This is a genomic window from Pseudomonas sp. NFX15 (genome assembly GCF_049132105.1).
GTDB lineage: Bacteria > Pseudomonadota > Gammaproteobacteria > Pseudomonadales > Pseudomonadaceae > Aquipseudomonas.
In genome coordinates, this window is the sequence record NZ_JAFMPV010000012.1 from 108,961 (window position 1) to 123,405 (window position 14,445).

Consider the following 14,445-nt stretch of genomic DNA (forward strand, 5'->3'; position numbering starts at 1 on the left):
TTCAAATGCAGTTAAATGCAGGTGTTGATTGATGTATAACCTGACTTTGCAAGTCCATACCGACGGGAATTGGCATGACGCCATGGTCTTAAGCTTCGACCGCCCTGAAAAAGGCTTCGAAAGTCGATGCAGTTTTGGTTATGCACAATCCTATCTTTTTGACAATTATGAGGAGATCGGCACGCCGTTCGCCAAAGCCGTGAGTGCCAGATTCCCTTTGGATTGGGATGGCAGGAGAACCAACGCTCCGGCATTTGTGCATGACATTGCACCTGCCGGTGCAGCCAAAAGGTTTCTTCTCGCACACGTGGGGGGAGACAAGCCCTCCGATGTCGGTACGGACCTTTATTTGTTGGCCAAAAGCACTCCGGCTCCTATTGGCAATATGCGGGTAAAGGAGTCTGCCGAAGCGGTGGATCAGCGTCGTCCAATGGGGTTTGAGCGCCAGGACGTTATCAGTCGTGACAATCGTTTTCTCGAATATGCCTATGAACAGGGTGCTGCGATTGGCGGTGCGACGGGTGCAGGTGGCGAGGCTCCAAAGCTGTTGCTGACTGAGAGCAAGGCGGGACTTTTTTATCCGGACGCAGTGCTTGAAGACTCAGACGTTACCCAGCATTGGTTCGTGAAGTTTGCCCGCAATAAGGGGACAACAACCGACCAGGCAATACTGAGAAGCGAATATCACTACTACAAGGCGCTTCAGGCTTTGGGGCTCGAAACAGTCTCTGCGCAAGGGCTGGCGTTGGAAGAGGCGAGCAAGCCCAGCCTTTGGGTGCGGCGTTTTGACCGTCAAACAACCGCGCAGGGTGTCGAGCGTTTTGCCGTGGAGTCAATGTACTCGCTGGCGAATATTACGACTCCGGGCAGTGCAATGGATCACATGGTAGTGATCCGACTTTTGGCGAGGCTTTGGCGTGAAGCCGGACAGACGGAGCAGATCCCTGATCTCGTCGCAGAGTACTTGCGTCGGGATTTGCTCAACAAAATCCTCGGCAACTCGGACAACCATGGACGCAATACCTCAATCATCCGGGACGTTGCATCGTTCCGTCTCGCACCGATCTATGACCTGGCGCCTATGGTCATGGACGATGAAGGTATTACACGATCTACCAAGTGGCCAAAAGAACTGGAACGCGCGGGAGATGTCGACTGGCGAGGTGTCTGTCGTGCATTGGCAGACCTCGCTGATCCAGATGACCCGTTGGCGGGGCTGAGTGATTTGCAGGACTCGTTTGAGCGCCTGCGTGAAGACGCGAATCAGCTGATGGCTCTGCCGGACATATTGTCGGCCAGCGGCTTGCCTGACATGACCATGAATCATCCGCGAATTGCCCTGAAAAACCTGGAGCAGTATCTGAAAGCGTGGGGGCTGAAATGAGCATGACTGTCGCCGAGCGCACCGTGCTCATCGAAAGCATCCAGGAAGCGCTGGCTCAAGGCACGCTTGAAATTGGCGAGGCGGTACGCCGCTTGCGACTCGAAGTTACCGGGCTGCACCAGACCCAGTTCGCGAAGATGTGCAAGATTTCGGTCCGCACACTGGTGCATATCGAGCATGGAGAGGGCAATCAAACGCTGAAGTCATTGAATGCCGTGTTCAGACCGTTTGGATTGAAGATGGGGGTCATGCGTATTCGGCGTGAATGAAAGATCGCAGCCCTCGGCATTGCCTGCAGGAGACAGGCAACCGCTGTGCAGGCGCTGCGATCTTTTTCTGTAAGGATGCAGGCTGTTACCCCCTGCACTCCACCAACCCTTTCACCTGCCCCGAAGCCGTCTGGTTCTGCTCACTCAACCAGCGCTCGAACCCAGCGCCAACCGCCGGCCATTCCGAGTCCAAGATCGAATACCACGCGGTGTCGCGGTTCTGTCCCTTGACCACCATATGCTGGCGGAACACCCCTTCAAAACTGAAGCCCAGGCGCTCGGCGGCGTATTTGGAGCGGGCGTTGGCGTTGTTGCACTTCCACTCCAGGCGACGGTAGCCGAGGGTGAAGGATTCCTTGGCCAGCAGGTACACCGCTTCGGTGCTTTTCGGTGAGCGCTGCATCGGCGCGCCGAAGGTGACGTGGCCGATCTCGATACGGCCCTGTGCCGCGACGATGGACATCAGGCTGAGGAGGCCCTGGACTTCACCGCTGGCGCGGTCGATCACGCTGAAGAAATACGGGTCGTTGCTGGCGGCGTGGTTGTTCAGCCAGTCGTTGAAGGCGCTGCGTTCCGGGAAGGGACCATACGGCAAGTAGTCCCACAATCTCGGGTCGGCGCCCGGGCCTTGCAGGGCCTTGAACAGATCGTCGCCATGGCGTGCCGGGTCGAGTTTTTCCAGGCGGATGTAACGCCCTTCGATCAATCGGGTGGTCGGTGCCGGGACGCCTTTCCAGTCGGCGAGTGAAATCGACATGCTGTTCTCCTTGAACCTAGATGGCTTTGCGAAATTGAATGAAACCGGGGCGCTCGGCGATGCGCTCGTAGAGCTGGATCGCAGTGGCGTTGGTTTCGTGGGTCAGCCAGTGCACCTTGTTGCAGCCGTCAGCCTTGGCGGTGGCGTAGACGAACTCGATCAACTGGCGACCGACGCCGGTGCCGCGGGTTTGCTCGGCTACCAGCAGGTCTTGCAGGTAGCAGGAGTTTTCGATGGCCCAGTTCGAACGATGGTAGATGAAGTGCACCATGCCCACGGCTTTGCCATCGGCCCAGGCGAGGGCGGCGTGGGTCGGCTCGTTCGGGTCGAGCATGCGTTGCCAGGCGCTTTGGGTGACCGCTTGCGGCAGTTCGGTTTTGTAGAAGCGCAGGTAGGCCTGCCACAGCGGCAACCAGGCAGCGTGGTCGTCGGCGGTGACCTGGCGAATGTCGATCTGACTCATGTTCATTCCTTGGGCATCAATTGGGCGAGGGTTTGGTCGTTGATATCCGGGCTGGCGGCCAGGCCTTCGCGCACGCCGGCGATGTCGGCGGGGCTGCGGTTCTGGCTGAGCTTGCGCTTGCCTTCCAGGCGATCGATGGGAATGGCAAAACCGACGATGGCCTTGAGCATGCCGTCGATGTAATCGGCAGGGGCGTCGGCCACTGACCACGGTTGGGCGCGGCCGGCTTCATGGCGGTCGGTGAGCGTGCTGACGATGTCGAGCAGCCGCCCGCCGTCACTGAAGGTTTCGGCTCGACCATAGGCGTGTACGGCGACGTAGTTCCAGGTGGGCACGACTTTGCCGTGCTCGGCCTTGCTCGGGTAGAAACCAGGGCTGACGTATGCGTCGGGACCGGCAAAAATCAACAGGGCTTCGGCACCGTCGCGCAGGTCTTTCCATTGTGGATTGGCTTTGGCCAGATGCCCGTACAACGTGCCGTTCGAGCCTTGTTCGCAATGCAGCAGTACCGGTACATGGCTGGCTTGCAGGCCGCTTTCGCCGTGGGTCACCAGTATGGCGAGACGGGTGGCGAGGATCAGTTCATGCAATTGGGACAACTCGTCGATGGCAAAAGCGCGCGGCGTGTACATGGAGATATTTTCCTTGGCGAATGCCTTCATCGTAGGCAGGCTATTGGTCTGTTGTAAGAGCCATTAATGATCAATTTCGTAGGTCCATTGCCATGATCGATGCGCCGCTTTCCTTATCGTTCAACCCGGCCGGTATCGAACTCGATCGCCGCCTGGGCCTCAGTCGCCAGCTCTACCAGGCCTTGCGACTGCGAGTGCTCGATGGACGATTGGCCAGTGGCACGCGTCTGCCGGCCAGCCGTGATCTGGCGGCGGCGCTGGCGATTTCCCGCAACAGCGTGGTGCGAGCCTACGATCAGCTTTACGCCGAAGGCTTCATCGAAGGACGGGTCGGGGACGGCACCTACGTCGCGCAACTGCCTCAAGCCGCGTTGCCAGCGAAAAAACTATCCACAAAAGTATCCACAGGCTTTTCAACAGGGTTACCCACAGCCTTATCCACAAATTGGCTCGATTTACCTGTGGATCCATCCAGCAAAGTTATCCACAACGATCCGTTGCAGCGGGTAAAAAACAACCATTTGGCCAGCCCGCCGAGCGGTCCGCCGCGGGCATTTCGGGTCGGTGTTCCCGCGTTCGATCTGTTCCCTTTCGAGGTCTGGGCCAAGCTGAATGCGGCTTTCTGGCGCAAACCGGACTTGCAGCAATTGTGTTACGGCGACCCGGCCGGCGATGCGCGCTTGCGCGCGATGATCGCCGCGTATTTGCGCAGCTCCCGTGGCATGCAGTGCACCGCTGAACAAATTGTGATCACCAGTGGCGCACAGCAGGGGATTAGCCTTTGTGCACAGCTGCTGGTGGAGCCGGGCGATGGCGTGGCGATTGAAAATCCGGGGTATCGGGCGGCCGGTCATGCCTTTGCCGTGGCAGGCGCGCGGCTGCACGGTGTGGCGGTGGACGGCGAAGGTATCGATTGCGCCGAATTGGCGGGGCTCAATGACTGCCGTTTGACCTATGTCACGCCGTCCCATCAGTACCCGACCGGGGTGGTGATGAGCCTGGCGCGGCGCCTGGAGCTGCTGGCCTGGGCCGAACGCACGCAAGGCTGGATCGTCGAGGACGACTACGACGGCGAATACCGCTATAGCGGTGCGCCGTTGGCGCCGTTGGCAGCGCTGGATCGGCAAAGCCGGGTGCTCTACGTCGGCACCTTCGGCAAAGTGGCGTTTCCGGCGTTGCGCCTGGGTTACCTGGTATTGCCGACGGGGTTGGTGGATGTGTTTGCCCAGCGGCGTGCGGTCGATGTGCGTCACTCTGAAGTGAGCACCCAGGTGGTGATGGCCGAGTTCATGGCGGCGGGGCATTTCCAGCGGCATATCCGTCGCATGCGGCGTGCGGCGCTGAACCGGCGCAATGTGTTGCTTGAAGGTTGGCCGGCGCAGATTCCCGGTGTCGGTGCATTACCGAGTGTCACTGCCGGATTGCACTTGACCGTGCCGGTCGAGAGCGTAGCGCGAGAACAAGAGTTGATCGCGCTGGCGCGAAGTGCCGATGTCGAGGTCAATGGCTTGAGCAGCTATTGGCTGCCCGACTCCGCGACGCCGATGGATCGGCGCGCGGGTCTGGTGCTGGGGTTTGCCGCCGTGCCCGAAAAAGCCATCGGGGCGGCGCTGGAGCGATTGCGCCAAGTGTGGAACGTAAGTTGAAGCGGGCGACTGCTGCGGGCCGCCCGCCTGCCGGCCTCAGGGTTGAGCTTCGAGTTTTAAAAACAGCGTCGCATCGCTGATGCGCCGCAACACATAGTCGATAGGTGCCAGGGCCGTTAGAGCCTGGCGGCGTTCGGCAGTGAAGGTCTGCAGATGGGCATCGGCGATTTTCAGGTGAGCGGCGGTGAACTGCTCCAGTGGGGCCTCCAGTGAGTCGTAATGAAAATGTGCGAGCCACAGTGGCTGGTCTTTGTTGGCGGTGTCGAGAATCCGGTACTCCTGAAAATAATCCCGGCGCTTTTTGGTCTTGATGCGTCCTTGCTCGTTTCTTTCGATCCGCACCTGTTGGTTGTCCAGCAACCAATGCAGATAGGCCTGTCGGGGCTGGCGCTCCTTGAGCAGGCTGGCGCGGGTGCTGACGCCGGCGGCGCGTAATCGCACTGCTGCGCTATTGAGTTGCGCGTCAAGATCGCCCACCGGAGGCGTTGTTTTCCCCGTCGCGCGCAACCGCGCCATGGTTCGGGTAACGCGGATGGATGCCTGTTCCAGCCGAAGGGCCTGCAAATCGAACAGGTCCTGCATATCGGCCGGGATGCGGTTGGGCTTGGCGGCGTCTTTGCGCGTGCGCTCGATGAAACCTTGCACGTTCTCGTTGAGGTCCAGGCCATCGGCGATAACGTCGGTGTCGTCCATCACCGGTGGAGCGGCGGGTTTTGGTCGGGCCGGCAGGATTTCCTTGAAGCTGGCTTCCTCGGGTGAGGAAGCCTTGGCTGGCAGCGGCTCACGCGGTCGAGTCTTGGTGACCTTGGCGGGTGGCCGGGAAGGGCCGGCGACGACGGGTTTCGGCAGGGCCGGCGCCAGGCTTGGGCCGTTCTCGGGCAACAGTGCACCCAATTGGTCCTGGGCCAGTTGGCGAAATTCGCCGAGCACGCCGCGAACGCGCTCAAGCTCAGCGGGCTCGACGCGGTCCGGGTATTCGTCGGGAACGTCCTCAAGGCGTTGGTCAGCGTCGGCGTAGATATCGATCAGCCGGCTTAGCGCGTCGATGCGCGCAATGGCACCGTCCGCTCCTGGCGAGGAACGGATCAGGGCCGCGTGCCGGTGCGTGGCCGTCGCGGCATCGATGATCAATTGGCCGACGGCCTCACGGGCCGCCTCATTGTCCACATTGACGCCGTCACGCAGGCACAGTTCATGGGACATGCCGATTTCGTTGGACTTCAAATCCCACTCATTGAAACTCGGCAGCAGTTGCCGAAGGCGTTGCGCAGCGGCCATGCCGGCACTGCCGATGGTGTCGAGTGACGCCAGGGACGTGGCTGACAATTGCAGGCGGGCGATCATGTCCTTGCTCAGCGCCAGCGCCTGGCGTACGCCTTCGATGTGGGTCTGCAATAACACGTTCGAATCAATGACCGTGCTCGCCGCGAGGCGACGGGTCAACGTTGCATAGGCGTTGCGCTTTAGGACGAACCACAGGCTGAGGTTCTTCTGCAGGTGGGTGGTCATGCTCAACAGATCATTGAGATAACCTTCGCTGCCGCCCATGAGGCGCCATTGGTGCAGGTTTTTCAGGGCCTCGCTGTAGTCGCTGATCAACGTTTCGACCTGTCCCAGGTATTGCCCGGTCGCCAGCTCGTGCGCTGATCCGGTCGCCGCCATCATGTCGGTTTGCGCTTTTTGCAGCGTGGCATTACCCGCCGCTTCCCGGCGTTTGAAACCTTCGATTGCCAGGCCCAGCGTTTTCTTCTGCTGGGCTTTTTCCCGGCGCTGTGCCCTGAGTTGGCTTTGCAGGCTGCTGCCACCGGCGCCGCCGCGCAGGCGCAGGCGCGTATCGACGAACCAGTGGCCTTGCTGATCGTGAACCAGCAGCGGGCCGGTCTTTTCCGGCTCGCGCGGATGCACCAGTTGTACCTGTTGATCGTCGTTTTCTTTCACGCAAAACCAGCGTTCGCCGACCTGTGCATAGGTTCGCTCGCCCAGCCGATACAAGGGCGCGGTCTCGCGCAACAGGGTCTCCAGTTCCGTGGACGTGAGGTCAGGGGCCGGTACGGTCAACGTCTCCAGATACGTGATCAATGCCGTCACGGAGCGCCGAGGTACCGAGCCGTTGGCCTCCAGTGAGGAGTAATGGCTGGAAGGCAGCTCACCGGTCAACGGGGTGGGAATCAGGGTGGCAGTGGGCAACGTTGGCTCGATGTTTGGTGTTTTGGGCCCAGGCATTCCAGGTTCGATTGGCCGTGCTCCCTGTCGGGTACCGGTCTTGCGCCGAACCGCGGCACGGTGAGCGAGCAGGATGCCCAGGTTCAGCAGCATATCGCCGACGGCACTCCATTCACCGACATTGTCGCCATGTTGGCGGGCTTGCAGCGCTTGATCGATTTCGCTGATGCTTTGCCAGACCCACACCGCAGCCCCGGCCGGACCACTGAGAAAATTGGCGGCGACGTTGAACAGTGCCCAACCGCTGTCTCGCAACAAGTCCCAACGGCGTTGCGCATTCGACAGGGACTGGCGATCAGCGAGTTCAGCCATGGCCTGGGCATGGGTCTTGAACAGGACGGGGAACATATCGCCCGTCAGCTCTTTTGTCGACAACTCGACCGGCCCGGCCCAGTCGACGGGGGTCCAGGGTTCGGAAAGCAGTTGTGTGGCCAGCCAGGGGCTGGGAAGGCCGACCGGGAAGCTGTATTGGGCGTATTTAAAACTGCTGGCCGAGTCAGGCAGCCAGGCCAGTACCGAGTCTCTCAATTCACCCGGTTGATGCAAGGCGTACAGCAGGTTTTGCCCCGAAGGAAATTGCAGCAGTGACTGTTCGAACAGTGGGCGATACAACAGGCAAGGCCCACCGTCCGGCTGGCGCGGGGCAATGATAAACATGTTGTCCACGGTGTCGCCGTTGGCCTCTGAGTTGTGGACGAAAGTGAGCGGGCGGATGGTAATCGGTTGCGGGTGACCCGGTGTCGGATTGAGCCATTGGCGAACATAGTTATAACCCCGTTCATCGATGCCGCCACGGCGGCGGATCTTGCCCTCCAGCGCAATCAGCGGCAGCAGCGCGCGCAACTGGCTGATGTAGAAGCGCTGTTGCAAGCCCGCCTGCACGGTGTCGTCGATCAACTTGTCTTTGATCAGTGCAGGATAGTGCTGGCCGATATCGACCTGGCTCGCCATTTTCGTCAGGTAGGCCACGGTGAGCCATTGGGGCACTGACTGTGACGGTTTGAAACGAATACTGGCCTGGTACGGTGCGCTGTTTTGCAAGGCGTACTCGCCCAGGGTCTCGCTGTGGACGTCGTGCGGGTTGGGCAGCGTCAAACCGCCGGACTCGAAACTGTTGGTGATGCTGATCTCTAACTTGTCGAGAGGCAGTGCGGTCGCCGTTGGCTGATCGGCAACGATGGCTTCGCGCATGCGTTGCTGGGCGAAGGTGGTGATGGGCTCAATCCTGAACAGGTCGTTGTCGACTTGCTTGTACAACTTGCCCAGCGCATTGATGGATCGGCTGTAATCGTCCAGGTCGACCGCCGAGGCACCGAACAGCCAGTCGGGAATGGCGTTGTCCAGTTCGGCAAGGCTGGTTTTCTCACGTGCGTTGGCTTGGTCGGTGTGGGCTTGCGCTTCGACCGGATCATCCGCTTCGGCGGCCACGCTCTCGGCGGTAATCGCGGCGATGGCGTCGAGCTGGCTAGCGACCAGCGCCCAGGCCATGTGGTCGAAAAAATTGCCTTCGGGTTCGAACAGTTGCCAGTTCATATTGCGCCCGGCCAGGCGCGTTCCGAGGCGCGCGGGTAACGAATCACCCAGTTGTTTCAGGGTATCGAACGATTCGTATCCGCCCTTCACGGTGTACATCATCACCAGGTCCCGTGTTCCGTAGCGCCCTGTAAGCACGGCGGCGCCGCCCACTAGCAGGTGCCGGGTTTTGCCATCGGCATCGACGGTGTCGACGTCGATCAGGCCGACGCGAATGGCCGACAACGCCTGATCATGGGCTTGGCGCTTCGACTTGTCAGGGTGGAGCGAGACGGCGCGGGCCACGCGGCATTGCACTTCATCCCAACCGTCGACCTGTTGCACGTCGAGGGTTTTACGCAAGGCGTCGGACAGCTCCTGCCAGCGCGGCAGGTGTTTTGCGCTACTGTTCCAATACGCCAATTGGCGCTCGCCAAACCCGACGAACAGCAACGGCGTGTAGTCGTTGAGCAGTTCGGCGATGGCCTCGATGCTGACGTCCAGATGCACCACGGGGGTGGCCAGCGGGTTTGATGTCAGGAAGTGTTCGCCTTCCAGGTAGTTGGCGCGCGCGCCGGTAAAGAACTGTCGCACCAGTATTTGGATCAGCGATTCGAATCGGCTCGGCAGGGCCACGAGTGCGCCGTCGAGCCATTGCCACTGCGGCGTGCCGACCAGCACATGGCCGGGCTCCAGATCCTGATTTGGGTACAGCGCCTTCAAGGCCTTGCGCAGCAGTTGAGCGGCGACTTCATCGACTGTCGGGCCCTGGCTCGTCTGGTGGATAACCTGGCTTTTTTTCAGCAGGACCGGGGACTCGGTGTTCTCGGGGGAGGTCATCGTCATATTCCTTTTTGACGTTTCAGCGCTGTGCGAAGAACAGGGCACGCGCCAATGGCGGGCTGATTTCGCTGCGATAGATGGCGATCACTTGCGGGTTGCTGGTGGCCGAACGCAAATCCATGGCGCCGGCCAGCAGCCGTTGTTCGCGCAGTTTCAGATGGGCCGCGGTGAACGTATCGAGCGGTGCGTTCTGGCTGGCGTAGTGGAAATGCGCGTACCACAGCACGTGCCCGGAACGGCGTTCACGGATCTCGTACTCCTGCAGAAAATCCTTGCGCGGGCCTTTGAGACGTCGCCGTTCACCGTTGCGCACAATGTCGACTTCATCTTTGCTCACCAGCCATTCGATGCGGGAGGCGGTAGGTGGTTGCTGCTTGATCATGGCGACGCGTACCCGATTGCCCTCGGTGTACAACCGGTCGCGAGCCTCGCTGAGTTCGCGAACCAGGGTTGTCACAGCCGCTGGCGTGTCGATGGTATTCGATTCGATCGGGGATCGTTCCAGTGTTCGTGCAGCCTGGTCGAGCAGATCGGCTTTTTGTTGAAACAGCTCCTCGATTTCCACCGGGATTCGTCCGGTTTTTTTCGAACTGGCTTCGGTTTGCTGGATAAAGCTGTCCACACCTTCGAGCTGTGCCCTGGCCTGGGTGACTTGCACCTCGAGCGCGGGCGCTGTCGGGGTTGGCCGACGCCGTCTGGCGGGCACTCGCTCGAGCCAGACGCCGGGCGTCTTTTCATGGAAGGTGGCGATGACCTTGCCAGTTACCGGTGCACGCACATCCAGCAGCACCGGCCCTCCGGTTGCCGCTGGTCGCACCTCGCCCACGACCGTGCCTTTGAAACGTGTCTTGATCACCCGTTTGCCTGATGCGGATGCGGGTCGTGAAGGGCCGGCCTGTGGCACGTGTTCGCGCAGTAACTGCGCCAGGTAGCTTTCGGTAAGTTGCTGGAATTCGCTGACCCGTCCACGCAAATGCTCGAACGGCTGCTCCAGCACGGCGTCCTTGTGGCTGGCAGCGAAGTCTTCGAAGAACTGGTCGATGGCGGCAAACTGTTCGAGCATGCCGTTGAGTGCTTCGGTGTGTTCACTGTCGCTCCAAAAGTGCTCTTCAAGCATCAGCTCCTGGGAGGTCTGGATCACCAGGTTGGTGGTGTCGAGCAAACGCACGAATGCGCTTCGGGCTTCAGTCAGGGCGACGCTGTCGCCTTCTTTGAGGCACACCTCACGAGCCAGCGAAACCTGCAGCGACTTGAGATCGTTGAGGCTGAACACCGGCAGTTTGCTCTTGTAGGTGCTGGCGACCTCGGCGGCGCTCCTGCCCAACCGGCTCAATTCCTCGAACCGCGATTGGGCAAACTGGATTTTGTCGATCACCCCTTCGGTCAGGTCGATCATTTTCTGATACGTCGCGTGATCACCCGGAGCGCCCGTCGTCTCCTCCGCTTCGAGTAACGCCAGGGTTTCGCGCAAGGTCTGTGCGAATACCGCGTTTTGTTGATCGAGCCAGGTCTGGTTGAAGAACAACTGGGTGCCGAGCATCTCGACCATGGCGGTGCGGTAGTGAGGGACTGTGTCCAGCAGGTTCAGTGATTTCAGTTGCTCGATGGGGGCAGCATAGTCGCCGGTGCGCCGGTCGAGCTTGTCCAGAAACTGCTGTTTTATTTCAGCGCGAGCCTCGTCGCTGGCCGCTTTCAATTGGGTGTAGGTGCTGGTCAGTTCATCCCGTGCGCTTTCACGTTCGTTATCGAAATCGGCCAGTTGTCGCTTGAGCTCGGCAATGCGTTGCAGGTTTTGCTGTTTCAACGCTTTGCGCCGGGTCGACAAGCCGCCGCCCCGCAAGCGCAGTCGCGTGTCGATGAACCACTGACCGCGTTGATTGCCGATCAGTGGCGGACCATTGCCCGGGGACTCAGGTCTTGAATCAATGATCGACACTTCACCGGTGTCTTCGACGGCCACCTCGAACCAACGCTCGCCGACCTGGGCGTAGTAGCGGTTTTCAAGCCGATGCAGGTGTTGATACAGGCCGCCATTGTGGGTGGGGGCCGTGAGGTTGTCGGGTTTGGCGACCTTCAAGCGATCCAGGGTTTTGGTCAGGCTCAGGACGGCATCGGTTGCGACCGAAATTCGGTGCTGCGCGGCCGTGGGCGCGCCGATGATGTCGGCCCGTTGAATCACGGTAATCGGCGTGGCCGGCGGTTTTTCCGCGGCGTAGTCGGTGGGCGTTATCGAGGGCTTTTCCTCGGGCCTGCGGGCCGTCATTCGGCGCGTACTGGCATGATGGGCGAGCACCATGGCCAAGGTCAGCAACAGGTCGGTGATGGCGGTTTTCTGTTGATCGGTGTTGCCGGTCTCGCTTGCCTCGAGGGTCTGTTGCAGGTCATCGAGCACCTGGTAAATCCAGGCGGCGGTGCCGACCGTTCGGCCCAGGAAGGGCAGCGCTGCGTTGAGGATTGTCCAGGCCGCCTGCTTGAACGTCTCCCAGCGATTCTGCGCGTTGGACACCGATTGCCGCTGGGCCAGCTCGACCAGTGCATTGACGTTGGCCTTGTACAGGTTGGTCAGGTAATCGGTGGCGATGACCCGCGAGCCCAGCGTCAGCGGCCCGCTCATTTGCAGGGACGTCAGCGGGTCGGCGAGCAATTGGGAGACGCTCCACACCGAAGGCAATTGGCCGGTGAACACATAATTTTTGTAGTTGGCGCGAACTCCGTCCGGCAGCCAGGCCAGCACGGATTGGCGCAGTTTTGGCGCGTGCCGGATGGCATAGATCAGATTCGCCGGCGTCGGGTACTGGCTCAAGGGCAGGTCGAGCATCGGCCGATAGAGCAGGCACGGTCCCTTGTCCATTTGCCGTGGCCCGATCACGAACATGTTGCTCACTTCGTCCGTGGACGTTCCGAGGCGCCAAGTGGGGGTAAATGCCAGCGGGCGAATGACAATTTCCTGGCCGTCGACCCAACGGTGGGCGTCGAGCACCTGGACCACGGCCGCGACGTAGCGGTAGCCCAATTCATCGACCCCGTCCTGTGCGCGGATTTTTTGCTGCAAAGCCAACAGCGGAAGCTCGACGCGCAACCGGCTGGTGAACAGGTTCTGACGGCGCAGGCTTTCAAGGGGATCATCGAGCAGTTTGCCTTTGATCAACGCCGGATAGGTCTGACCGATGTTGACGCTGACGATCAACGCTTCCAGATAGCTGACCGTCATCCACGTCGGCAATGACGTGGTGCCCTTGCTCTTCACGGATTTGTTGCCCAACGGCAGGGCGATCAGGTTTTGCAGCGCCAGGTCGACCAGGCTCAGGGTGGTGGTTTCGGGCGCCACTGGCGGTAGAAAGCTGCCCCAGACCACGACGCTGTCGATCACGATGTCGATATCGGCCAACACCAGGTCCGTCGCCTCGGGGTGCTCGGCGAGCATCGTCTCGCGCAGCCGATCGAGGGTGAATTCGCGGATTGGCTTGATACCGTCCTGGAAAGACTTGCCCGCGTTTTGATTTTGTACGTTCACAAGGTCCATCAGGTGACGGCTGTAGGCGGTGAGATCGCCCGAGGAGGCATTGGCCATCCAGTCCGGCAGCGCCTGCTCGACCAGGTCGTAACGCGAAGGCGTTGACGGGTCCGAGGAGGCGAGTTCCTGGGTGGTGCGACTGATGTGCGGCGAAAGGTCGGGGTTTGCCTCGGCGCTATCGTTGGCCAGCGCGGCAATCGAGTCCGCTTGCAGGGCGATCAGGGTGCAGGCCAGGTGGTCGAAAAAATTACCCTCTGGCTCGATCAGGCGCCATTGCAAGGTATTGCCCGGTACTGCCCCATCGGTGTACGCCAGCAGGGATTTACCCAGTTGCGCTAATGAGTCGTAGGTCTGGAAGCCATGGGTAATGGTGTGGCTGAGGATCAATGTGCGCTGACCCACGGTCCCGATCAACACGGCCATGTCCAGGGTGTTGAGGTGAGTCGATACACCATTGTTTTTGTAGTCCAGGTCGACCAGGCAGGCGCGGGACCGGTAACGGTCGTGAGTCGCGCGTGTGGTTTTGTCCGGGTAGGCGAACAGGCTGCGCGCCATGGCGCTTTGGTCGTTCTCCCAGTTCGGGTTGGTCTCTACGTCCCACAACTCGCGCAGCGAGTGGGACAAGCCTTTCCAGCGCGGGGTCGAGGGGCCGGTGAACTGGTTCCAATAGTCGACCTGTTGCTCTTGAAATGCATCGAACAACAGGGGGGCCAATTCATTGAGCAAGCGTCCGATGGCTTCGATGCTGATGGGCAACTGCGCGGGTATGGCCGCCTGCGGTTGCAAGGTCAGGTAATGCTCGCCCTCCAGGTAAACCACCGGTGATTGTGCGACACCGTGGCGTACCAGGGCATCGGTCAGTGATTCGAAGTATCTGGGGCCGGCGGCGACGCGTTGCCCGCTGAGTGTCCAGGTCGGCGTGACCACCATCGCCAGACGGGGGTCGATCGACAACTGCGGATACAGCGTTTTCAAGGCCGGTTGCAGCACATGGGTGGCGACCTCCCGGATCGATGGCCCGGCCACCAATTGAGTGAGCAGGGCATCTTGATCTGGGGAAAGGCCGGTTTCGGCGGGAGGGCTGGAAGCGTCGGTCATGGTCACATCCTTGCAGGGGCGACAGGCACCGTCGAAGGTTCGGTGCGCGATCCGTTGCAAGGTAGTGACCGGCGGTGCGGCGTTGGCGGTATATAAATACCGCA

At 60.5% G+C, this 14,445-nt stretch carries 8 protein-coding genes; 3 read left to right on the forward strand and 5 right to left on the reverse strand.

What is annotated here, in order from left to right:
* Nucleotides 1-31: 31 nt before the first annotated feature.
* The gene (locus J1D76_RS15100; RefSeq protein ID WP_421139064.1) at nucleotides 32-1,384 is read left to right on the forward strand and encodes a type II toxin-antitoxin system HipA family toxin; all 1,353 of its coding nucleotides are present in this window, start codon (nucleotides 32-34) and stop codon (nucleotides 1,382-1,384) included.
* Nucleotides 1,381-1,653 carry a helix-turn-helix domain-containing protein gene (locus J1D76_RS15105; protein WP_421139065.1) on the forward strand — a complete coding sequence of 91 codons (273 nt, stop codon included), beginning with the start codon at nucleotides 1,381-1,383 and terminating at the stop codon, nucleotides 1,651-1,653. Before J1D76_RS15100 ends, J1D76_RS15105 begins: the two co-directional genes overlap by 4 nt.
* Nucleotides 1,654-1,738: 85 nt before the next feature.
* Here the strand turns inward: J1D76_RS15105 and J1D76_RS15110 are convergent, their stop codons facing one another.
* Genes J1D76_RS15110 through J1D76_RS15120 form a run of 3 tightly spaced genes read right to left on the reverse strand, consistent with a single transcriptional unit; the run spans nucleotide 1,739 to nucleotide 3,505 of the window.
* Nucleotides 1,739-2,410 carry a GNAT family N-acetyltransferase gene (locus J1D76_RS15110; RefSeq protein ID WP_421139066.1) on the reverse strand — a complete coding sequence of 224 codons (672 nt, stop codon included), beginning with the start codon at nucleotides 2,408-2,410 and terminating at the stop codon, nucleotides 1,739-1,741.
* Nucleotides 2,411-2,426: 16 nt separating this feature from the next.
* Entirely contained in the window at nucleotides 2,427-2,873 is a 447-nt protein-coding gene (locus J1D76_RS15115) for a GNAT family N-acetyltransferase (RefSeq protein WP_421139067.1), read from the reverse strand.
* 2 nt (nucleotides 2,874-2,875) lie between these two features.
* On the reverse strand, nucleotides 2,876-3,505 hold the full coding sequence (locus J1D76_RS15120) for an FMN-binding negative transcriptional regulator (protein WP_421139068.1): 630 nt from the start codon (nucleotides 3,503-3,505) through the stop codon (nucleotides 2,876-2,878).
* A 92-nt stretch (nucleotides 3,506-3,597) separates the two neighbouring features.
* Here J1D76_RS15120 and J1D76_RS15125 point away from each other — a divergent pair, with 92 nt between their 5' ends.
* The gene (locus J1D76_RS15125) at nucleotides 3,598-5,151 is read left to right on the forward strand and encodes a PLP-dependent aminotransferase family protein (RefSeq protein WP_421139069.1); all 1,554 of its coding nucleotides are present in this window, start codon (nucleotides 3,598-3,600) and stop codon (nucleotides 5,149-5,151) included.
* Between the two features lie 36 nt (nucleotides 5,152-5,187).
* Here J1D76_RS15125 and J1D76_RS15130 read toward each other — a convergent pair whose 3' ends face one another.
* Both J1D76_RS15130 and J1D76_RS15135 read right to left on the reverse strand, forming a co-directional pair.
* A complete protein-coding gene (locus J1D76_RS15130) occupies nucleotides 5,188-9,726 on the reverse strand; it encodes a hypothetical protein (protein ID WP_421139070.1) in 4,539 nt (1,512 codons plus the stop codon).
* Nucleotides 9,727-9,748: 22 nt separating this feature from the next.
* Nucleotides 9,749-14,341 carry a hypothetical protein gene (locus J1D76_RS15135; RefSeq protein ID WP_421139071.1) on the reverse strand — a complete coding sequence of 1,531 codons (4,593 nt, stop codon included), beginning with the start codon at nucleotides 14,339-14,341 and terminating at the stop codon, nucleotides 9,749-9,751.
* Between the last annotated feature and the right edge of the window lie 104 nt (nucleotides 14,342-14,445).